General features: G+C 74.7%; 18 protein-coding genes. 4 read left to right on the forward strand and 14 right to left on the reverse strand.

Annotation, left to right across the window (positions count from 1 at the left end; all coding sequences use genetic code 11):
- Window positions 1-244: 244 nt before the first annotated feature.
- A complete protein-coding gene (locus AB0L74_RS10540; RefSeq protein WP_365648426.1) occupies window positions 245-1,141 on the reverse strand; it encodes a TIGR01777 family oxidoreductase in 897 nt (298 codons plus the stop codon).
- 71 nt (window positions 1,142-1,212) lie between these two features.
- Here AB0L74_RS10540 and AB0L74_RS10545 point away from each other — a divergent pair, with 71 nt between their 5' ends.
- Together AB0L74_RS10545 and AB0L74_RS10550 are read left to right on the forward strand one after the other, a co-directional pair.
- Entirely contained in the window at window positions 1,213-1,701 is a 489-nt protein-coding gene (locus AB0L74_RS10545; RefSeq protein ID WP_365648429.1) for a GNAT family N-acetyltransferase, read from the forward strand.
- 87 nt (window positions 1,702-1,788) lie between these two features.
- A complete protein-coding gene (locus tag AB0L74_RS10550) occupies window positions 1,789-2,634 on the forward strand; it encodes a peptidoglycan recognition protein (protein ID WP_365648432.1) in 846 nt (281 codons plus the stop codon).
- A gap of 27 nt (window positions 2,635-2,661) precedes the next feature.
- Here AB0L74_RS10550 and AB0L74_RS10555 read toward each other — a convergent pair whose 3' ends face one another.
- The 9 genes from AB0L74_RS10555 to cobT form a co-directional block, all read right to left on the reverse strand.
- Window positions 2,662-3,180, reverse strand: a complete 519-nt coding sequence (locus AB0L74_RS10555; RefSeq protein ID WP_365648894.1) for a DUF4240 domain-containing protein — start codon at window positions 3,178-3,180, stop codon at window positions 2,662-2,664.
- Window positions 3,181-3,259: 79 nt separating this feature from the next.
- Window positions 3,260-4,246: a YafY family protein gene (locus tag AB0L74_RS10560; protein WP_365648435.1), complete on the reverse strand. Its 987-nt coding sequence runs from the start codon at window positions 4,244-4,246 to the stop codon at window positions 3,260-3,262.
- A 60-nt stretch (window positions 4,247-4,306) separates the two neighbouring features.
- Window positions 4,307-7,009, reverse strand: coding sequence for a pyruvate dehydrogenase (acetyl-transferring), homodimeric type (gene aceE / locus AB0L74_RS10565; RefSeq protein WP_365648438.1), 2,703 nt, complete (start codon window positions 7,007-7,009; stop codon window positions 4,307-4,309).
- 353 nt (window positions 7,010-7,362) lie between these two features.
- Complete coding sequence (locus tag AB0L74_RS10570) at window positions 7,363-7,995, reverse strand: GntR family transcriptional regulator (protein ID WP_365648441.1); 633 nt, start codon at window positions 7,993-7,995, stop codon at window positions 7,363-7,365.
- A 250-nt stretch (window positions 7,996-8,245) separates the two neighbouring features.
- Complete coding sequence (gene sucB, locus AB0L74_RS10575; RefSeq protein ID WP_365648444.1) at window positions 8,246-10,087, reverse strand: 2-oxoglutarate dehydrogenase, E2 component, dihydrolipoamide succinyltransferase; 1,842 nt, start codon at window positions 10,085-10,087, stop codon at window positions 8,246-8,248.
- Window positions 10,088-10,149: 62 nt separating this feature from the next.
- A complete protein-coding gene (gene lpdA, locus AB0L74_RS10580; RefSeq protein ID WP_365648447.1) occupies window positions 10,150-11,538 on the reverse strand; it encodes a dihydrolipoyl dehydrogenase in 1,389 nt (462 codons plus the stop codon).
- Window positions 11,539-11,836: 298 nt separating this feature from the next.
- Window positions 11,837-13,372: a leucyl aminopeptidase gene (locus AB0L74_RS10585; protein ID WP_365648450.1), complete on the reverse strand. Its 1,536-nt coding sequence runs from the start codon at window positions 13,370-13,372 to the stop codon at window positions 11,837-11,839.
- A gap of 407 nt (window positions 13,373-13,779) precedes the next feature.
- Window positions 13,780-14,562 carry an adenosylcobinamide-GDP ribazoletransferase gene (locus tag AB0L74_RS10590; protein ID WP_365648453.1) on the reverse strand — a complete coding sequence of 261 codons (783 nt, stop codon included), beginning with the start codon at window positions 14,560-14,562 and terminating at the stop codon, window positions 13,780-13,782.
- A gap of 64 nt (window positions 14,563-14,626) precedes the next feature.
- A complete protein-coding gene (gene cobT, locus AB0L74_RS10595; RefSeq protein ID WP_365648456.1) occupies window positions 14,627-15,745 on the reverse strand; it encodes a nicotinate-nucleotide--dimethylbenzimidazole phosphoribosyltransferase in 1,119 nt (372 codons plus the stop codon).
- A gap of 145 nt (window positions 15,746-15,890) precedes the next feature.
- Between cobT and AB0L74_RS10600 the strand changes: the two genes are divergently transcribed.
- Window positions 15,891-16,952 carry a class I SAM-dependent methyltransferase gene (locus AB0L74_RS10600; RefSeq protein ID WP_365648459.1) on the forward strand — a complete coding sequence of 354 codons (1,062 nt, stop codon included), beginning with the start codon at window positions 15,891-15,893 and terminating at the stop codon, window positions 16,950-16,952.
- 9 nt (window positions 16,953-16,961) lie between these two features.
- Here AB0L74_RS10600 and AB0L74_RS10605 read toward each other — a convergent pair whose 3' ends face one another.
- On the reverse strand, window positions 16,962-18,161 hold the full coding sequence (locus AB0L74_RS10605; RefSeq protein ID WP_365648462.1) for a bifunctional adenosylcobinamide kinase/adenosylcobinamide-phosphate guanylyltransferase: 1,200 nt from the start codon (window positions 18,159-18,161) through the stop codon (window positions 16,962-16,964).
- A 179-nt stretch (window positions 18,162-18,340) separates the two neighbouring features.
- Between AB0L74_RS10605 and AB0L74_RS10610 the strand changes: the two genes are divergently transcribed.
- Window positions 18,341-18,553, forward strand: coding sequence for a hypothetical protein (locus tag AB0L74_RS10610; RefSeq protein ID WP_164396307.1), 213 nt, complete (start codon window positions 18,341-18,343; stop codon window positions 18,551-18,553).
- 55 nt (window positions 18,554-18,608) lie between these two features.
- On the opposite strand, the gene AB0L74_RS10615 is transcribed toward AB0L74_RS10610, so the two are convergent.
- The 3 genes from AB0L74_RS10615 to AB0L74_RS10625 form a co-directional block, all read right to left on the reverse strand.
- Window positions 18,609-19,703 carry a trypsin-like peptidase domain-containing protein gene (locus AB0L74_RS10615; RefSeq protein WP_365648465.1) on the reverse strand — a complete coding sequence of 365 codons (1,095 nt, stop codon included), beginning with the start codon at window positions 19,701-19,703 and terminating at the stop codon, window positions 18,609-18,611.
- 56 nt (window positions 19,704-19,759) lie between these two features.
- Window positions 19,760-20,500: a methyltransferase domain-containing protein gene (locus tag AB0L74_RS10620; protein ID WP_365648897.1), complete on the reverse strand. Its 741-nt coding sequence runs from the start codon at window positions 20,498-20,500 to the stop codon at window positions 19,760-19,762.
- Between the two features lie 80 nt (window positions 20,501-20,580).
- Window positions 20,581-21,180: a DUF3043 domain-containing protein gene (locus AB0L74_RS10625; protein WP_365648467.1), complete on the reverse strand. Its 600-nt coding sequence runs from the start codon at window positions 21,178-21,180 to the stop codon at window positions 20,581-20,583.
- Window positions 21,181-21,478: the final 298 nt, after the last annotated feature.

Raw genomic sequence — 21,478 nt, forward strand, 5'->3', positions numbered from 1 at the left:
AGTCGCGCATGGACAGAGCACGGTCGCACGACGGTCGCATACGACTCGTATTCGTCTCTTGTTCCACTCGCGTTCGGCTCGCACGCGGCTTTCGCCCGGCTGCTGCCCGGCTCGGCATCCGCTGCCCGTCCGGCTCGTGTCCGGGTAGCGTCCGGCTCGTGTCCGGCTCGTTTCCGGCCGGGACGGGGCGGGCGGGCGCCGGGCGGAACCGGGGCCGGGGGAGTGGCCGGGAGCGGCTCCGCGGTCACGCCGCCGCCCGGATCGCCTCCTCGATCTCCGGGAACGCGAAGCGGAACCCCGACTCCAGCAGGCGCGCCGGCAGCACCCGCGCGCTGCCCAGCACATCACCGGCCATCTCGCCGAGCACGGCCCGCAGCACCGGCGCGGGCACCGCGAAGAACGCCGGCCGCCGCAGGACCCGGCCCATCGCCGCGGTGATCTCACGGTTCGTCAGCGGACGCGGGGCGGTCAGGTTGAACGGGCCGGACAGGTCGTCCCGGTCCATCAGATGGCGCAGCGCCGCCACCTCGTCGTGCAGCGCGATGAACGACCAGTACTGGCGCCCGTCGCCCAGCCGCCCGCCGAGCCCTGCCCGGAACAGCGGGAAGAGCCGCCCCCAGGCGCCGCCCTCACGTGCCACCACCAGCCCGGTGCGGGGGAAGACCGTGCGCACGCCCGCCTCCCGGGCGGGGGCCGCCGCGGCCTCCCACTCCACGCACAGCGCGGGCAGGAAGCCCTTCCCCGGCGGCGCGCTCTCGTCGACGGCCCGCGCGCCGGTCTCCCCGTAGTAGCCGATCGCGCTGCCGCTGACGAAGACCCGCGGCCGCGGCTCCAGCCGGGCCAGCGCCCCGGCCAGCGCCGTCGTGCCGAGGACCCGGCTGCGGCGGATCCGGTCCTTGTACGCCGCGGTCCACCGGCGGTCGCCGATCCCGGCCCCCGCGAGGTTCACCACGGCGTCGCACCCGGCGAGCCCGGCCGCGTCCACCTGCCCGCGCTCGGGATCCCACCGCACCTCGCCCGGCCCTCTGGGCGCCCGGCGCACCAGCCGCACCACCTCGTGCCCGTCCGCGATCAGGGACCGCGCCAGGGCACCGCCGATGAGACCGGACGCGCCGGCCACCGCGACACGGGAACGTTCCATGCGCCCATCCTGCCGGTGCCCGCCCGAAAACGCCGCACGAAGCCCGGGACGCGGGCCGTACAGTGACCGTCATGCCCGCTCCGCACATACGCCCCGCCCGGCCGGACGACGAGGAAGCGCTGCGGCGGCTCGACCGGGAGACCTGGTCGTACCTGCACGCCGTCAGCCCGCGCCCGGAACCCGGCGAGCCGTTCTTCCGCGAGACCTGCGGCCCCGGCGCCCACCTGGTCGCCGAGCTCGACGGCCGGCTCGTGGGGTACGTCCGCCTCGGCTTCCCCACCCCGCTCGCCTCCAACGCGCACGTACGGCAGATCCGCGGTCTCGCCGTCGACGAGGCCGCCCGGGGCCGCGGCGTCGGCCGGGCGCTGGTCCGCGCCGCCGTCGAGGAGGCCCGCCGCCTGGGCGCCCGCCGCGTCACCCTGCGGGTCCTCGGCCCCAACACGGCCGCCCGCAAGCTCTACGAGTCCGAGGGCTTCGTCGTCGAGGGCGTGCAGCCGCAGGAGTTCTGCCTGGACGGGGAGTACGTCGACGACGTGCTGATGGGGCAGCCGCTGGTCTGAGCCGGCCGCCGGTGCCGCGCCGCGGCGGTTCCACCGGCCGGTGCCCAGCGGTCGCGGGCGGACCCGATCGGGCGGACAGTGGGAACCATGCCTGTCCTTCGCGGGCCCCGGCGGGCCGGGAGCCCTGTCCGGGGCCGGAGGCGGCGCGCGGTGCCCCTGCCGGCCGCCGCCCGGGCCCTGCTGTGGTGCCTGCCCGGCGCCGCCGCCGCGGTCGCGCTGGCGCTGTGCGCGACCGGCGTCGAGCGCGTGGCGACCCAGGCCCGCTCCGCCGGTGCCCGCACCGTCGCGCAGCACTCCGCGCCCAGGCCGCCCATCGTGCCCCGGACCCAGTGGCTGGGCGACGCCGCCCGCCGCCAGCCGCCCCCGCGCTACGACGACGAGGTCGTCGCCGTCTTCCTGCACCACACCGACACGCCCAACGGCTACGACTGCGCGGACGCCCCCCGCGTCATCCGCGACCTGTACGCGGGCCAGACCGGCGCCCGGGACTGGGACGACATCGGCTACAACTTCCTCATCGACCGCTGCGGCACCATCTACGAGGGCCGCGCCGGCGGCATCGACCGCCCCGTCACCGGCGCCCACACCCAGGGCTTCAACCACCGCACCACCGGCATCGCCGCCCTCGGCACCTTCTCCGCGGGCGTCCCCGTGCCCCGCGCGCTGACCGACGCGATCGCCGCGCTGGCCGCCTGGAAACTGGGCGGGTCCGGCACCGACCCGCGCGCCACGGTCCGGCTGGTCTCCAGCAACGGGCTCAGCCGGTACGCCGCCGGGTCCACCGCCACGCTGCCCGCCATCGCGGGCCATGACGACGGCTACCAGACCAGCTGCCCCGGCGCGGCCCTCAGCGCCCGCATCCCCGAGATCAGGGAGCTGGCGGCCCGGCTCCAGGGCCGGGCGCAAACCCCCGCGCGCGCTCAGGCCCCCTGAGCCCCCGCCGCACGGCACGGGTCCGGATCACGCCCCGAACCGCTCCCACAGCCGGGGCAGCCGCTCGGCGAGCGCCTGGTCATCCTCCAGGTCCAGGGGCGTCCCCTGCGGTTCCGGCGGGGCGGGGGCGAGCCCCAGCTCCGGCGCGACGGTCCCGGTGAGCTGCTCGTACGCCTCATCGGCCGCGTAGCCCAGCTCCTCGCCGTCGCCGTCGATCTCCTCGTCGAAGTCGTCCAGCAGCTCGGCGAGCGCGTCGGGGTCGTGCACGGCACCCTCGTACACCTCGCGGCCCTGGCCGATCAGCCAGCACCGGAAGGAGTCGAACACGTCGTCGCTCGCCCCGTCGAGCAGCACCCACGCGGCGGCCCACAGGTCCCAGGTGAAGGCGCGCCGGCAGCGGGCCTCGAAATGGCGGGCGAAGTCCAGGACCCCCTCCGGGTCCAGGCCGCACAGCCGCTCCACGAGCAGGTCGGCCTGTTCCTCGGGGTCCCCCTCGGCGGCCTCGCGGGTGGCGTCGATCAGCTCCCAGAACTCCGTCTCGTCCATCACGGGTCCAGCATCGGCCCTGGGCCCACGGGGCGCACGCGGAGTGCGGACGATCGCCGTGTGCCGTCCGTCTCACCCCTCAAGGCGCCGGGTGCCCGTACAGCCCGGCGAGCCGCCGCGCGTCCCGCGCGAACCGCTCCCGCAGGCTGTCCGGTTCCAGCACCTCGGCCTCCGGCCCGAGCATCCGCAGCTGCGTATGGGCGACCTCCTCGGACTCCACCGGCAGCGTCACCGTCACCCACCCGTCCGCGCCGGCCGCCCCGGCGGCGTCGAGCGCCTCCCGCGCCGCCCGCGGATCCACCGCGTACGGGAGCCCCCGCACGCCCCGCGGGGAGAGCCGTACGACGACTTCGGCGCGCAGGATGGACCGCGCGAACTGCTCCGCCCGCTCCGCCCAGAAGGCCGGCAGGTCGAACTCCTCGTCCCGGGCGAACCGCTCCTCGCCGGCCTCCACCGCCGTGAACCGGTCGATCCGGTAGACCCGGAAGGCGCCCGGGCCGGACGGCACCCGCGCGCACAGGTACCAGACCCCCGCCTTGAGCACGAGCCCGTACGGCTCCAGCTCCCGGACGACCTCCCGCTCACCGCGCCGGTAGCGGGCGGTGATCCGCCGGTCGTCCCAGACCGCGTCCGCGACCGCGGGCAGCAGCCCGGGCGTCCCGGGCTCCTTGAACCAGTCCGGGGCGTCCAGGTGGAACCGCTGCGCCGCCGTGCGGGGAGCGTCCCGCAGGGACGGCAGCAGCGCCGCCGACACCTTCAGCCGGGCCGCCGACGCCGCGTCCTGGAGCCCCATCTCGCGCAGCGCCCCCGGCACGCCCGACAGGAACAGCGCCTCCGCCTCGCCGCGGCGCAGCCCGGTCAGCCGGGTCCGGTAGCCGCCGATCAGCCGGTACCCGCCGGCCCGCCCGCGCTCCGCGTACACCGGCACGCCCGCCTCCGACAGCGCCTGCGCGTCCCGCGTCACGGTCCGCTCCGAGACCTCCAGCTCATCGGCGAGCTCGGCGGCGGTCATGGCGGGCCGGGACTGGAGCAGCAGCACCATCTTGATCAGCCGGGCAGCGCGCATGGCCCCCATCATGCAGGAGGCCCACCCGCCGCGGCGGGTGGGCCTCCTGGTGACCGGGACTTACAGGCCGTAGCGCTCGCGCGCCTCCTTCACGGCCGTCGCCTTGACCTCGCCGCGCTTGGCGAGCTGGGCCAGGGCCGCGACCACGATCGACTCGGCGTCGACGCCGAAGTGGCGGCGGGCCGCCTCACGGGTGTCCGACAGACCGAAGCCGTCGGCGCCCAGCGAGGACCAGTCCTGCTCCACCCACTGCGCGATCTGGTCCGGGACCTGGCGCATGTAGTCGGAGACGGCCAGCACCGGGCCCTCGGCGCCCTGGAGCGCCTGGCGGACGTACGGCACCCGCTCCTCGCCGCGCAGCAGGGCGGCGTCGGCCTCCATCGCGTCGCGGCGCAGCTCGGTCCAGGAGGTCGCGGACCACACGTCGGCGGCCACACCCCACTCCTCGGTGAGCATCTTCTGCGCCTTGAGCGCCCAGTGGATCGCCGTGCCGGAGCCCAGCAGCTGGATGCGCGGGGCGCCCGCCGCCGGGGTCAGGCCCGCCGACTCCGCCGTGTTGAAGCGGTACAGGCCCTTGACGATGCCCTCGTCGATGCCGAGACCCTGCGGCTTGGCCGGCTGCGGCAGCGGCTCGTTGTAGACCGTCAGGTAGTAGAAGACGTTCTGGTCCTCGCCCTCCTTGGCCTCGCCGTACATCCGGCGCAGACCCTCGCGGACGATGACGGCGACCTCGTAGGCGAAGGCCGGGTCGTACGTCAGCGACGCGGGGTTGGTCGCCGCGATCACCGGGGTGTGGCCGTCGGCGTGCTGGAGGCCCTCACCGGTCAGCGTGGTGCGGCCGGCGGTGGCGCCGATCAGGAAGCCGCGGCCGAGCTGGTCGCCGAGCTGCCACATCTGGTCGGCCGTGCGCTGCCAGCCGAACATCGAGTAGAAGATGTAGAACGGGATCATCGGCTCGCCGTGCGTCGCGTACGACGTGGAGGCGGCGATGAAGTCGGCCATCGAGCCGGCCTCGGTGATCCCCTCGTTGAGGATCTGGCCGTTCTTGGCCTCCTTGTAGTACATCAGCTGGTCGCGGTCGACCGGCTCGTACGTCTGGCCCTTGGGCGAGTAGATGCCCAGCGACGGGAAGAGCGACTCCATGCCGAAGGTGCGCGCCTCGTCGGGGACGATCGGCACCCAGCGCTTGCCGGTCTCCTTGTCGCGGACCAGATCCTTGATCAGACGGACGAACGCCATCGTCGTCGCCACGTTCTGCGAGCCGGAGCCCTTGTCGAAGGCGGCGAACGCCTTCTCGGCCGGGGCGGGCAGCGCCGGGACCGGGTGCACCCGGCGGGCCGGGGCCGGACCGCCGAGGGCGGCGCGGCGCTCCTGGAGGTAGCGGACCTCGGGGGAGTCGGCGCCCGGGTGGCCGTAGGGAACCTGGCCGTCGACGAAGTCGCTGTCCTTGATCGGCAGGTTCAGGCGGTCGCGCATCGCCTTGAACTCGTCCACCGTCAGCTTCTTCATCTGGTGGTTGGCGTTCTTGGAGGCGAAGCCCTCACCGAGGGTGTGGCCCTTGACCGTCTGGGCCAGGATCACGGTCGGCGCGCCCTTGTGGGCGAGCGCCGCCTGGTACGCGGCGTAGACCTTGCGCGGCTCGTGACCGCCACGGGAGACGTGGAAGCACTCGAGGATCTTGTCGTCGCTCAGCAGCTTCGCCATCTCGGCGAGCGCCGGGTCCTTGCCGAAGAAGTCCTCGCGGATGTAGGCGGCGTCGCGGGTCTGGTAGGTCTGGATCTGCGCGTCCGGTACCTCGCGCAGGCGGCGTACCAGCGCGCCGGTGGTGTCGAGCTGGAACAGCTCGTCCCAGGCCGAGCCCCACAGCGTCTTGACCACGTTCCAGCCGGCGCCGCGGAACTGGGCCTCCAGCTCCTGCACGATCTTGAAGTTGGCGCGGACCGGGCCGTCCAGGCGCTGGAGGTTGCAGTTGATGACGAAGGTCAGGTTGTCCAGGCCCTCGCGGGAGGCGAGCGCGAGCGCCGCCGTCGACTCGGGCTCGTCCATCTCGCCGTCGCCGAGGAACGCCCACACGTGCGAAGCGGAGGTGTCCTTGATGCCGCGCGCGGTCAGGTAGCGGTTGAAGCGCGCCTGGTAGATCGCGGAGAGCGGGCCGAGGCCCATGGAGACGGTGGGGAACTCCCACAGCCAGGGCAGGCGCCGCGGGTGCGGGTAGGACGGCAGGCCGTTGCCGCCGGTCTCGCGACGGAAGTTGTCGAGGTGGTCCTCGTTCAGCCGGCCGTCGAGGAAGGCGCGGGCGTAGATGCCGGGGGAGGCGTGGCCCTGGATGTAGAGCTGGTCACCCGAGCCGTCGGCCTCCTTGCCCCGGAAGAAGTGGTTGAAGCCGGTCTCGTAGAGCCAGGCGGCGGAGGCGAAGGTGGCGATGTGGCCGCCGACGCCGTACTTGCTGCCGCGGGTCACCATGGCCGCCGCGTTCCAGCGGTTCCACGCGGTGATCCGCGCCTCCATCTCCTCGTCACCGTCCACGGCGGGCTCGGCGGCGGTGGGGATGGTGTTGACGTAGTCGGTCTCCAGGAGCTTCGGCAGGGCGATGCCGGCGCCCTCGGCGCGCTCCAGCGTGCGGCGCATCAGGTACGCGGCACGGTGCGGCCCGGCCGCCTGGGCAACGGCGTCCAGGGAGGCCTGCCACTCGGCGGTCTCCTCGGGGTCGCGGTCCGGGAGCTGGTCCAGCTCGCTGGGCTGGATGGCGTTGGGGTCGGTCATGTCGCCGCCTTCCTCAGTCGAAGGGGGTTCCCTCATCGGTAAGGGTTCGGGGGTGCCCTTGGTCTTTGGCAGGACAGGGCGCGGGCTCTGGTGCTGTGGCACCATGCGGCTTCCGCCGCGCGGCCCGTCGGCGACTGTAACTCCCTGATCGATGATCGATCAAAGGGTTGAGGGCGAAAACCTCTTGAAACCGAGAAAGTCGGCACCGGGTGCCTTCGAACAAGACACCGGGTGCCGTGTTTCAGCCCGATTTTCGCAGGTGGGGAGACGTGTGAGCGGGGTGCCGCTCACTCTTCCGGGCCCCCGCTCCGGCCCTCCGGCCGCCCCCCGCCGACCTCCGGAGAGCGTCCCGCTCAGCCTTCCTCGTGCCGCGGCGCGCACCCGAGCACATGTGCCTTCACCAGCTCGGCGATGCGCGGGTCGCGCCGCTTGAAGGCGGCCACCAGCTCCTCGTGCTCCTCGGCGTACGACTGCTGCACCGTGCCGAGCCAGCGGATCGACAGCGCCGTGAACACCTCGATGCCCAGGCCCTCCCAGGTGTGCAGCAGCACCGAGTTGTCGGCGGCCCGGACCAGCTCCCGGTGGAAACCGACGGTGTGCCGCACCTGCGCGGTCCCGTCCGCGTTCCGGTCGGCCTCGTAGAGCGCGCTGACGTGGGGTTCGAGCACCGAGCAGTCCTCGGCCAGCTTCTCCGCCGCCAGCTCCGCCGCGATCGCCTCCAGGCCGGCCCGGACCGGATAGCTCTCCTCCAGGTCGGCCGCGGTCAGATTCCGTACCCGTACGCCCTTGTTCGGTGCCGACTCGATCAGCCGCAGTGACTCCAGCTCGCGCAGCGCCTCCCGGACCGGGGTCTGGCTGACCTCCAGCTCGGTGGCGATGCGCCGCTCCACGATCCGCTCGCCCGGCTGCCAGCGCCCGCTGATGATCCCTTCCAGGATGTGCTCGCGGATCTGTTCGCGCAGCGAGTGGATGACGGGGGCGGTCATGAGGGCTCCTTAGGGAGGGGCCTCGTTGGCCCCCGGGGGCGTTCGACGCTTAGACAATACGGCTGTGAGCCCTCGGGGGAAGGGCGCATACAGGGGCTTTTACGCAGGTGAGACAAGGCTTACACGAACGACGGCGCCCCCGTCCGGAACTTCCGGACGGGGGCGCCGTACAGCCGTACCCGGGGGCTTCCCGGTGGCGGGCCCGGCTCGACTCCGTTCAGATCCCCGGCCCCTGGCGGGGCCGGCGGAGTCAGAGACCGAGCTCGACCTCGAACTCGCCGGCCTCCAGGATCGCCTTGACCGCCGTCAGGTAACGGGCGGCGTCGGCGCCGTCCACCAGGCGGTGGTCGTAGGAGAGGGTCAGGTAGGTCATGTCGCGGACGCCGATGACCGTGCCCTCCTCCGTCTCGATCACGGCGGGGCGCTTGACCGTGGCGCCGATGCCGAGGATCGCGACCTGGCCCGGCGGCACGATGATCGTGTCGAAGAGCGCGCCGCGCGAACCGGTGTTGGAGATGGTGAAGGACGCGCCGGACAGCTCGTCCGGGGTGATCTTGTTCGCCCGGACCTTGCCCGCGAGCTCCGCCGTGGCCTTGGCGATACCGGCGATGTTGAGGTCACCGGCGTGCTTGATGACCGGGGTCATCAGGCCCTTCTCGGAGTCCACCGCGATACCGATGTTCTCGGTGTCGAAGTAGGTGATGGTCCCCTCGGCCTCGTTGATCTTGGCGTTGATGACCGGGTGGGCCTTCAGCGCCTGGGCCGCGGCCTTGACGAAGAACGGCATCGGGGAGAGCTTGACGCCCTCGCGGGCCGCGAACGCGTCCTTGGCGCGGGCGCGCAGCTTCATCAGGCGGGTGACGTCCACCTCGACCACGGAGGACAGCTGCGCCTGCTCGTGCAGCGCCTTGACCATGTTGTCGCCGATGACCTTGCGGATGCGCGGCATCTTCACGGTCTGGCCGCGCAGCGGGGACGCCTCCAGCTTCGGCGCCTTCTTGGCGGCGGCCGGAGCGGCGGCGGGGGCGGCGGCGGGGGCCGGGGCAGCGGCGGCGGCCTTGGCGGCCTCCGCGGCGGCCAGCACGTCCTGCTTGCGGATGCGGCCGCCGACGCCGGTGCCCTGCACGGTGGACAGGTCGACGCCGTTCTCGGCGGCGAGCTTGCGCACCAGCGGGGTCACGTACGCGCCCTCGTCCGTCGCCTGCGCGGCGGCCGGGGCCGGGGCCTGGGCCGGGGCGGGCGCCGGAGCGGCCGGGACCGGCTCGGGGGCCGGGGCGGCGGGCGCCTGCGGAGCCGGGGCGGCCTGCGCGGGGGCGGGCTGCGCCGGGGCCGGGGCGGCCTGCGCGGGGGCGGGCTGCGCCGGGGCCGGGGCGGCCTGCGCCTCAGCGGCCTGGGCCGGGGCCGGCTGGGCCGGGGCCGCCTCGGCGGCCGGGGCCTCGGGGGCCGGGGCGGCGGCCGGAGCGGCACCCTCGGCGCCGATGACGGCCAGCTTGGCGCCGACCTCGGCGGTCTCGTCCTCGCCGACCACGATCTCCAGCAGCACGCCGGAGGCGGGCGCCGGGATCTCGGTGTCGACCTTGTCGGTGGAGACCTCGAGCAGCGGCTCGTCGGCCTCGACGCTGTCGCCGACCGACTTCAGCCAGCGGGTGACGGTGCCCTCGGTGACGGACTCGCCGAGCGCGGGCAGGACCACGTCGGTGCCCTCGGCGGAGCCGCCGCCGGAGGCGGCCTCGGCGGTCGGGGCCGGGGCGGGGGCCGCCTGCTCGGTGGACGGCTGGGCCTGCGGGGCCGGCTCGGGAGCCGGGGCGGCGGCCTGCTCGGCGGCGGGCGCCTGCTCGGCGGCCGGGGCACCGGTGCCGTCGTCGATCAGCGCCAGCTCGGCGCCGACCTCGACGGTCTCGTCCTCGGCGACCTTGATGGAGGACAGCACGCCGGAGGCGGGGGCCGGGATCTCGGTGTCGACCTTGTCGGTCGAGACCTCGAGCAGCGGCTCGTCGGCCTCGACGCGCTCACCCTCGGCCTTGAGCCAGCGGGTGACAGTGCCCTCGGTGACGCTCTCGCCGAGCGCCGGAAGGGTTACGGAAACCGCCATGGTTTCGGTTGCTCCTAACGAATTGCGGAAGTCTGTGTCGTCGCGCCCGATGACCGAGAGGGTCAGTCGTGGGAGTGCAGCGGCTTGCCCGCCAGGGCCAGGTGGGCCTCGCCGAGCGCCTCGCTCTGCGTCGGGTGGGCGTGGATGAGCTGGGCCACCTCGGCCGGCAGCGCCTCCCAGTTGTAGATCAGCTGGGCCTCGCCGACCTGCTCGCCCATGCGGTCGCCGACCATGTGGACGCCGACCACGGCACCGTCCTTGACCTGGACGAGCTTGATCTCGCCCGTGGTCTTGAGGATCTTGCTCCTGCCGTTGCCCGCCAGGTTGTACTTCAGAGCGACGACCTTGTCCGCGCCGTAGATCTCCTTGGCCTTGGCCTCGGTGACGCCGACGGAGGCGACCTCCGGGTGGCAGTACGTCACCCGCGGCACGCCGTCGTAGTCGATCGGGACGACCTTCAGGCCGGCCAGCCGCTCCGCCACCAGGATGCCCTCGGCGAAGCCGACGTGCGCGAGCTGGAGGGTCGGGACCAGGTCGCCGACGGCGGAGATGGTCGGGACGTTGGTGCGCATGTACTCGTCGACGAGGACGTAGCCGCGGTCCATGGCGACCCCGGCCTCCTCGTAGCCCAGGCCCTGCGAGACCGGGCCGCGGCCGATGGCGACGAGCAGGATCTCGGCCTCGAACTGCTTGCCGTCGGCGAGGGTGACCCGGACGCCGTCCTGGGTGTACTCGGCCTTCTCGAAGAAGGTGCCCAGGTTGAACTTGATGCCGCGCTTGCGGAACGCGCGCTCCAGCAGCTTGGAGCTGTTCTCGTCCTCGACCGGGACGAGGTGCTTCAGGCCCTCGACGATGGTGACGTCGGTGCCGAAGGACTTCCACGCGGAGGCGAACTCGACGCCGATGACGCCGCCGCCCAGGATGATCGCGGACTTCGGTACGCGGTCCAGGACGAGGGCGTGGTCCGAGGAGATGATGCGGTCGCCGTCGATGTCCAGGCCCGGCAGCGACTTCGGCACGGAGCCGGTCGCCAGCAGGATGTGGCGGCCCTGGACACGCTGGCCGTTCACGTCCACCGACGTCGGGGAGGACAGCCGGCCCTCGCCCTGGATGTAGGTCACCTTGCGCGAGGCGATCAGACCCTGGAGGCCCTTGTACAGGCCCGAGACCACGTCGTCCTTGTACTTGTGCACGGCGGCCACGTCGATGCCCTCGAAGGTGGCCTTGACGCCGAACTGCTCGCTCTCGCGGGCCTGGTCGGCGATCTCGCCCGCGTGGAGCAGGGCCTTGGTGGGGATGCAGCCCCGGTGCAGGCAGGTGCCGCCGACCTTGTCCTTCTCGATCAGGGCGACGTCCAGGCCCAGCTGAGCCCCGCGCAGGGCCGCGGCGTAACCACCGCTACCACCGCCGAGGATCACTAGGTCGAAAACGGTGCTGGCGTCGTTCGCCACGTCACGTCCTCCATGCATGTGCGCCGTACGCCGGTCGTCGGTGACCGGCAGGCGGCTGGTGTCCGGCCGCTCGTTCTTCGGCCCTTAGGTGGGGCCCTGTCCTGCCGAGCCCCATCTTCGCACTTGTCGACGCCCGACGAGACGTGGGGCCGGGGTGTGAGACACCCCACGTTCACCGATGGCCGGGGCGGGGGCGCGCCGGAGGGGCGCGCGGCCGTGCCGGCGGGCGCGCCCGGCCGCCCGCCCCGCACCCGGCGTACGGCGGGACGGGCCGCCGTACGCCACCGGCCGGAGGGGGCTAGCCCAGATCGCCCGCGGCGGTCCGCTCGGCCAGCCGCACCAGGGTCCGCACCGCGGACCCCGTACCGCCCTTGGGGGTGTACCCGAAGGGGCCGCCCTCGTTGAAGGCCGGGCCGGCGATGTCCAGGTGCGCCCAGGTGACGCCCTCGCCCACGAACTCGCGCAGGAACAGGCCGGCGACCAGGCCGCCGCCCATCCGCTCACCCATGTTGGCGATGTCGGCGGTCGAGGACTCCATGCCCTTGCGCAGGTGCTCGGGCAGCGGCATCGGCCAGGCGGCCTCGCCGGACTCCTCGGCCGCCTCGTGCACCGCCGCGCGGAAGGCGTCGTCGTTGGCCATGACGCCGAAGGTGCGGCTGCCCAGGGCCAGCATCATCGCGCCGGTCAGCGTGGCGACGTCCACGATCGCGTCGGGCTTGTCCTGCGAGGCGGCCCACAGGGCGTCCGCGAGGACCAGCCGGCCCTCGGCGTCGGTGTTGAGCACCTCCACGGTCTTGCCGCTGTACATGCGCAGCACGTCACCGGGGCGGACCGCGGAGCCGGAGGGCATGTTCTCGGCCAGTGCCAGCCAGCCGGTGACGTTGACCTCCAGGCCGAGGCGGGCGGCGGCGACCACCGCGGCGAACACGGCGGCGGCGCCGCTCATGTCGCACTTCATCGTCTCGTTGTGCCCGGCCGGCTTGAGCGAGATGCCGCCCGAGTCGTAGGTGATGCCCTTGCCGACGAAGGCGAGGTGCTTCTTCGCCTTGGCCGAGGTGTACGACAGCTTCACCAGGCGGGGCGCCGACGCCGAGCCGGAGCCGACGCCGAGGATGCCGCCGTACCCGCCCTTGGCCAGCGCCTTCTCGTCGAGCACCTGCACCTTGATGCCGTGCTCCTTGGCCGCCGCCTGCGCGATCGCGGCGAACGCCTCGGGGTTGAGGTCGTTCGGCGGGGTGTTGACCAGGTCGCGGGCGCGGTTCAGCTCCTCGCAGACGGCGACGGCGCGCTCGATCGCCGCCTTGTACGCCTTGTCGCGGGGCTTGCCGCCCAGCAGCGCGGCCTCCGCCAGCGGGGCCTTGCCGTTCCCGCCCTTGGCGTCCTTGCCGTTCTTCGCGGTGCCCTTGTAGGCGGTGAAGGAGTACGCGCCCAGCAGCACGCCCTCGCCGATCGCGCCCGCGTCGGCGGCGTCGGCGGCCGGCAGGGCGAACGCGGCCTTCCGGAAGCCGGTCAGGGCGCGGGCGGCGACGCCGGCGGCCCGGCGCAGCGCCTCGGCGTCGTAACCGGCGTCCTTCCCGGGCGCGTCGCCCAGGCCCACCGCCACCACGAGCGGCGCCTTGAAGCCGGACGGCGCGGGCAGCTTCGTCACCTCGCCCTCGGCACCGGAGGCGCCGAGGGTCTCCAGGACGCCGGCCAGGCCGCCGTCGTACGCCTTGTCGACGGCTTCGGCGCCGGGAGCCACGACCGGGCCCTTGGCGCCCTTGGCGACACCGATCACGATCGCGTCGGCCCGCAGGCCGGGCGCCGCGGCGGTGCTGAGAGTGAGAGCAGTCACGGTGGTGAATTCTCGCTTCCGTGTGAAGTCTGGTGTGGCCGAATGCGGGTGGGTCGACCGGGCCCGACAACCGACCCTAGATCCCTCCTGCGGTGCGGTCCCCGCCTGGGCGGGCGAAGACGCGCCACGAGCCTACGCGCGCGGGGGCGTTCCCTCATTCCCGCGGGTGTTCACCGCTCGGCGGCCGCGTGACCGCGCTCCGATCTTTGCACGGGGTGATCGGGGGCAGACGCACCCGCCTCGTCGAGTCCGGGGATGTCAGGGCGCGGCCCTGCCGGGGGAGCCCGTCCGGTGGGAGGGCCGGCCCGGCAGGGGGCGTCTCCGCGCCGGGTCCCGCCGCCCGGAGCCGAGTCCGGCGGTGACCGGTGTACGGGCCGGGGCGTGGCGCCGGGCCCGCCGGGCGCCGGTCAGCCCAGTGCCAGCACCACCAGCGCGGCCGTGGCCGCCGTCTCCGCGAGCCCGCCGAAGACGTCCCCGGTGACCCCGCCGAACCGCCGGACGCAGTGCCGCAGCAGCAGTTCGGCGGCGGCCGCGGCCAGGACCACCGCGAGCGCCGCGCGCCCCGCGCCGTACGGCCCGAAGGCCGTGCCCGCCGCCCCGGCGGCCGCCGTCACGGCCACGGCCACGGCCAGCGCCCCGCCCGCCGGGACCACCCCGGCGACCGCCGCGCCGAGCCCCTCCGGGCGGGCGGCCGGCACCCCGGACCGGGCGGCGAGGGTGAGCGCGAGCCGGGCGGCGGCCGCCGACACGACGGCGGCGCACGCGCCCCGGGCCCAGGAGTCGTCGTACATCTGCGCGAGCGCCGCCGCCTGCGCCGGCAGCACGAGGACGAGCGTGATCACGCCGAACGGCCCGATGTCCGACTGCTTCATGATCCGCAGCGCGTCCTCGGCCGGCTTCCCGCTGCCCAGCCCGTCGGCGGTGTCCGCCAGCCCGTCCAGATGCAGACCGCGGGTGAGCACGGCGGGCACGGCGACGGTGGCGACGGCGGCGAGCGCGGGCCCCGCGCCGAGGAACAGCAGCACGAGACCCACGGCCGCGGCGGCCGCCCCGACGACCAGCCCGGCCAGCGGGGCGCACAGCATGCCGCCGCGCGCCGCCCGCCGGTCCCAGCGGGTCACTCTGACGGGGAGCACGGTGAGCGTGCCGAAGGCGAAGCGGAGGCCGCCGGGGGAGGGGTTGCCGAACACCGGCGCAGCGTACCCGGCGGTGGCCGGGCGGCCGCGACCACCGGGGATGAAGCCCCGGGCCGGCCTACGCCTGCCCGGCGGCGTCCGCCGTCCCGTCCGCCGCGGCGCCCTCGGCCGCGCCGGCCGTCCCGGACACCGCCGGGCCCTCCGGGAGTTCGGCGGCCAGCGCGGCCGCGGCCTGGACCAGGGGCAGCGCCAGCAGGCCGCCCGCGCCCTCGCCCACGGTCACCCCGTGGGACAGCAGCGGCTCCAGCGCCATCCGGTCCAGCGCCTTGGCCTGCCCCGGCTCCCCGCTGTCGTGGGCGGCCAGCCACCAGTCCGGCGCCCGGAACGCGATCCGCTGCCCCACCAGCGCACAGGCGGCGCTCACCACCCCGTCGAGGAGCACCGGCATCTTCCGTACCGCGCTTTGCAGCAGGAAGCCCGTCATCGCGGTCAGGTCGGCGCCGCCCACCGTCGCCAGCAGCCGCAACTGGTCCCCCAGCACGGGCCGGGCTCGGCGCAGCGCGTCGCGGATCGCCGCGCACTTGCGCATCCAGGCCAGGTCGTCGATGGCCAGCCCGCCCCGCCCGGTCACGACGGACGCGTCGGTGCCGCACAGCGCCGCCACCAGGACGCCCGCCGCCGTGGTGCCGCCCACGCTGACATCGCCGAGCACCACCAGATCCGTACCCGAGTCGGCCTCCTCGTCGGCCACCGCGACCCCGGCCCGGAACGCGGCCTCGGCCTCCTGGAGGGTCAGCGCGTCCTCGATGTCGATCCGTCCGCCGCCGCGCCGCACCCGGTGCCGTACCACCTCGGCCGGCAGCGACTCGGGGTCGCAGTCCAGCGCCATGTCCACCACGCGCACCGGGACGCCGAGGCGCCGGGCGAGGACGGAGACCGGACGGCCGCCCTCCAGCACCTCCCGGACCAGCTGCCCGGCGCTGCCCGCGGGCCGCGCCGAGACCCCCAGCTCGGCGACCTTGTGATCACCGGCGAAGAGCAGCACGCGCGGGCGCTCCACCGGCCGCACCGGCACCGCGGCCTGGGCCGCGGAGAGCCACTCGCCCAGGTCGTCCAGGCGGCCCAGCGACCCGGGGGGCACGACCTGGCGCTCCCGGCGCGCCTCGGCGTCGCGCCGCACCCCGCCGTCGGGGCGCTCGATCAGGTCGGAGAAGTCGTCGAGATTCAGCGAGCTCATTCGCCGAACAGTACCGGCCCAGGCCGGACAGGTCGGTGCCCCGGGGCGACCTCGCCCGAGCGGCGTCGTTGCACCGAAGACCGGGCTCCCATACGTAACGTTTTGCAGTGGATTGTCGTAGGCCTTCTCGCCCCGGGAGCCGCTCATGTCCGCACCGCCGGAGCCCCCCGTACGCACCCAGCCCTCCGCACCTCCCGGCCGAAGCCGCGCCGCGTGGTTCGCCGCGCTCGCCGCCGGTACGGACCACCTGCACGAGCCGTGCCGCGAGGACTGCCCCTGGTGCGGCTCGCACCGCCTGCGCACCCGGCTGCGCACCGGGGACCTGCGCCACCGCACGCCGGGCCGGTTCACCGTCGACGCGTGCCGGGACTGCGGGCACACCTTCCAGAACCCGCGGCTGACCGAGCAGGGCCTGGCCCTTCACGACGGCGTTCCCGGACCCGGCCTCCCCGCCGCCCCGCGGCACCACCGCTCGGCCGCCCGCGCGGTACGGCTGCGGTGCCCCGAACCGGAGAGCTGGCTGGACGTGGGCACCGGCCACGCCGACTTCCCCGCCACGGCGCGGGAGGTGTTCCCGTACACCTCCTTCGACGGCCTGGACCCCACCCCCCGCGTGGAGCGGGCCCGCGCGGCCGAACGGGTGGAGGAGGCGTTCGTCGGCCGGCTGACGGACCCGCACATCCGCACCCTGCTGCGCGCCCGCTACGACGTCGTCAGCCTCTTCCACCAGCTCGAACACGCCCCCGACCCGCGCGCCGAACTGCGCGCCGCGCTGCACGTGCTGCGCCCCGGCGGCCTTCTGCTGCTGGAGACCACCGACCCGCGCAGCCTGTTCGCGGCGCTGCTCGGCAGATGGTGGCCCCCGTACGACCAGCCGCGCCGGCCCCATCTGCCGACCCCGGCCAATCTGCGCGCCGAACTCCGGGCACTGGGCTGCACCGTCCTCGCCGCCGACCGCGCCGGGCACCTCCCGCACGACCTGGCCGGCGCCCTCGGCACGGCCCTCTCCCACGCCCTGCCCGCCCCGGACACCCCCTGGCGGCACACCCCGCCCGCCCCGCTCAAGCGCCGGCTGCGCCCGGCCCTGCTGCGGGCGGCCGTCCCGCTGGTCGCCGCGGCCGGCGCCGCCGACCACGCGCTGGCGCCCCTGGCACGGCACACGCGCCTCGCCAACACCTGCCGGATCCTCGCCCGCAAGGACGCCTGACGAGAGGCCCTAACCCCGCAGCGGCAGTGCCTGGCCCGCCACCACCAGCAGCACGTGTTCGCACTCGTCGGCGAAGGCCGCGTTCAGCCGCCCGAGTTCGTCCCGGTAGCGGCGCCCCGACGCCGTGGCCGGGACGATCCCCGAGCCGACCTCGTTGGAGACGGCCACGACGGTGCGCCGGGTCGCGCGCACCGCCCGCGTCAGCTCCGCCACCCGCTCCCGCAGCGCCCGTTCCCCGCCGCCGGCCCACTCCGCGTCGTCCCACGCCCCGACGGAGTCCATGGCGTCCGTGAGCCACAGCGACAGGCAGTCGATGAGCAGCGGCGGCCCGTCGCCCCCGAGCAGCGGCACCAGATCGCATGTCTCCGCCGTCCGCCACGAGCCCGGGCGGCGCTCCCGGTGCGCGGTCACCCGCGCCGCCCACTCGGTGTCGCCGCCCCGCGTGCCGCCCGTCGCCACGTACAGCACGTCGGGGAACGCCTCCAGCCGCCGCTCCGCCTCCACCGACTTGCCCGACCGGGCCCCGCCCAGCACCAGCGTCCGCCGCGGTACGTCGGGCACGTCCTCGTAGGCGCCCACCACCAGCGTCGCCCCGTCCGGCACCGCCCGCGCCCCGGCCGCCGCGAGCCGCCGCCGCAGCTCCGGCCCCGGCGGCACGTCGTGGTCCAGGTGGACGGCGACGACGTCGGTGGTCGGGCCCACCGCCCCCACCGCCCGCAGCTTCGCCAGCGCGTCCGGCCGTCCCACCACGTCCGCGAGGACCATGTCGTAGGACTCGGCGGGCTCCTCAAGGCCGGCCGGCGCGCCACCCGGCGGAAGGAACAGCAGCCGCTGGCCGTCCGGGCCGGTCACCGCGTACCCGGTGCCCGGCGCGTCCAGCGCCACCGCCCGCACCCGATGCCCCGTCAGCAGCGCCAGTTCCCGGCCGTCCGGCACCCGGCCCGGCTGCGGCAGCCCGGCCGGCACCTCCACCGCCGGCCCGTCGTGCGGATGCGACAGCAGCACCTGCGCCACCCCGCTCAGGGAGCGGCCGGCCCGCGCCGCGGCGAACGCCGCGCCGGGCGTCAGGTCGAACAGCAGAGCCCCGTCCACGAGCAGCGCGGTCGCCGCCCGCGCGTCCTCGCCCAGCGCGGCGGCGCAGGCCGCGCAGGGGCAGTCGGGGCGGGGCAGGCCCGCGGGGGCACCGGTGCCGAGCAGTGTCACGTCCACGCACCGATTTTCCCGTGGGCCCGCGGGTCCTGCGCGCCCGAGGCCCCCGAGGGACGCGGGACCGGGCACGTGACCGGCGGTACCCCGGCCAAGGGACCGGCCCAGCGCATAGGCTGCGGACGGGAGCCGGACCAAGATCCGGTTTCCGCTCTGCATGTGCTCACATCTTGGAGGCGTACATGGCGGCATGGACGTGGCGGTTCGAGACGGCCGACGGGACGGAGGTCCAGCCCGCGGTCCAGCCCGAGGAGTTCACCACCCAGGGCGACGCCGAGTCCTGGATCGGGGAGCACTGGAAGGACCTGAAGGAGGGCGGCACGGACCAGGTACGGCTGTTCGAGGACGCCGCCGAGGTCTACGGGCCGATGAGCCTGCACGCCGAGGACGCGTAGCCGGCCGTCGGGGGCGGCCGGCCACGCGTGCTCGGCCCGGCCGCCCCCGACGCGTTCACTGCTCGCCCAGCGTCACGCGGACCGTGCGCTCCTTCCCGTCGCGCGTGAAGGTCACCGTCGTCCCATCGCCCGGCCGCAGCGACGCCAGTGCCTCGGTGAGGGAGGTGATGGTGGTGACGCCCGTGTCCCCGAGCCGGGTGATGACGTCCCCGGCCCGCAGCCCCGCCCGGTCGGCCGCGCCGCCGTCGCGCACCTCGACGACGGCCACGCCGACGGACCGGTAGGAGTCGTCGACGACGGTACGGCCGGTGATGCCGAGGGCCGCCCGGCCCGAGTCGGTCACCCGGCCGTCCCGGACGATCTGGTCGGCGACCGTCTTCACCATCGACGCCGGGATCGCGAACCCGATACCCGGCGCCGCGCTGTCGCCGAGGCCGGGGTCGGCCGCGGCGAGCGTCGGGATGCCGACCACCTGCCCGTCGAGGTTCACCAGGGCGCCCCCGCTGTTGCCGGGGTTGATGGCCGCCGACGTCTGCACCATGTTGACCAGGGTCGCGCCGGTACCGCCCGCGTCGCTGCTCTCGGTGACGGTGCGCCCGGTCGCCGAGACGATGCCCTGCGTGACGCTGGACGACAGCCCGAGCGGCGAGCCCATCGCCAGGACGATCTGCCCGACCTCGACCTTGGCGGAGTCCCCGAACACCGCCGCCCTCATCCCGTCCGGCACCCGGTCCAGCCTGATCACGGCCAGGTCCTGCGCGGGGTAGGAGTGGACGAGCCGCGCGGACAGCGGCTCCTCGCTGTGGGCGGTCGTCACGCGGAAGGCGGTCTCCTCCCCGACGACGTGCGCGTTGGTGACGATGTGCCCCCGGCCGTCGTACACGACCCCCGACCCGAGGTCGTCCCCGGCCTGGATCTGCACCACCGAGGGCAGTACGTCCCGGATCACCCGCTGGTAGTCGGCCTGGAGGTCGTTGGCCGCCCGCGGCACGGCCGCCCGCGTGGTGGTCCGCTCCCGCTCGCGCGGCACGGACGAGGGCGACGGGGAGGACGGCCCGGAGCCGGAGCAGGCGGCGAGAACCGCGGCACAGCAGGCGGACACGGCTGCGCGGGCGGCGAGCCGCACGGCGCGGGGGCGGGAAGCGTCCATGCCCGCAGTCTCACCGCGCGGTCCTCACCCAGCCTTCGGGGCACGCCCGAACGGGCTCAGCCCCGCACCCCGCACAGATGCAGCAGCGCCGCCACCCCCCGGTACGGGTCGGTCCGGCCGGCCCGCTCCTCCACCGCCAGCAGCGTCTCGATGTCGTCCGGCACCGCGCCGCCGTCCGCCGCCGTGTCGGTGAAGATCCGCACGCCGTACCAGGTGTGCAGCGGGGCGCCGATCCCGGCCAGCGTCGCCGTCAGCGTGGCGAGCCGGTCCGCCCGGACGTCCGGCCCGGGGCGGTGCGCGATCCCCCCGTCCGGGTCGGTCCGGGGATGGGGGAGGCGGGCGGTGGTGTCGAAGGCGGCCAGCGCGCCCGCCCAGTCGCCGGACAGGCCCGGACGCATCGCCAGGGCGTCGCCGTTGCGCACCAGCAGCGACAGCAGCCCGCCGTGGGCGAGCATCCGCGCCAGACCGGCGAGCAGCGGATCGGGCTCCTCCACGTACATCAGCACGCCGTGGCACAGCACCACGTCGAAGCTGCCCGGCAGGAAGTGCACACCGGTGTCCCGGCCGTCGCTCTCGATGATCCGCATCCGCTCCCGGATGCCCTCCGGCTGCCCGGCCAGCGCCGCACGCGCCGCGGCGATCATCGCGGCGTCCTTCTCCAGGCCGGTCACCTGATGCCCGGCCCGCGCCAGGCGCAGCGCCTGCGTGCCGTGCCCCATGCCCACGTCGAGCACCCGCAGCCGCTGCCCGACCGGGAACCGGCCCGCTATCTGCTCGTCCAGCTGCCGGGCGACCAGCTCCTGCCGGACCACGTCCCGCAGCCCGCCCGGCCCGCTGAGCCAGGCATCGGCCGCGCCCCCGGTGAACGGTGTGGTGCTCAGGGCCGCTCCCCGCGCTTGACCTGCGGCTTGGGCAGCCGGAGCCGGCGCATCTGGAGGGAGCGCATCAGCGCGTAGGCGACCGCGCCGCGCTTGTTCTCGGCGGGGAACCGCTCGTTCAGGCGCTTCTTCAGGCGGAAGCCGGTGACGAGGGAGTCCAGCACGATCAGCACGATCACGATCAGCCACAGCAGCAGCGCGGTGTTCTGCAGCGCGGGCACCTGGACCATGCTCAGGACCAGGATCACCACCGCCATCGGCAGGAACCACTCCGCGATGTTGAACCGCGAGTCGACGAAGTCACGCGCGAAGCGGCGGACCGGGCCCTTGTCGCGGACCGGCAGGTACCGCTCGTCGCCGCTGGCGAGCGCCTGGCGCTGCCGCTCCAGCGCGGCCCGCCGCTCCTCGCGCTGGCGCCGGGCGGCCTCCTTGCGCGACATCGAGGTGTTGGCGACGCTGCGGCGCTGGGACTGGGCCTGACTGCGCTTGGGCGTGGGGCGGCCCTTGGGGGCCTCGGGGTGACGGGGCTGCTTGGAGTCGGTCACCAGCGCCTTGTCGGCGGCCGGGGCCTTCTCTTCCTTGGCACGGCTACGGAACACAAAACCCAAGGGTACGGGGTAGGGGCGCATGGACCCCAGCCCCACGGGGAACGATCCGGCAACACCGGTCGTCCGCATGGGGACAGAGGGGACGTCGCGTACGGCCCGGAATTCCCCGGACGGCGCACCTGGCGCACCTGGCGCACCCCGTGACCCGGAGGACCCCTCTCCTCCCTGCGCCGGACCGGGAGCGCACGCAGTCGTCCTCGGGGATGAGCGCATCCGTCCCCGAACAGTGCGGTAATGGAGGCAGGGCCCGTACTGTGGGTTCTGTTGCAGTCGCTGGAGCTGGAGTCGG

This window comes from Streptomyces sp. NPDC052020 (genome assembly GCF_040680575.1).
In the GTDB taxonomy this organism is placed as follows: Bacteria; Actinomycetota; Actinomycetes; order Streptomycetales; family Streptomycetaceae; genus Streptomyces.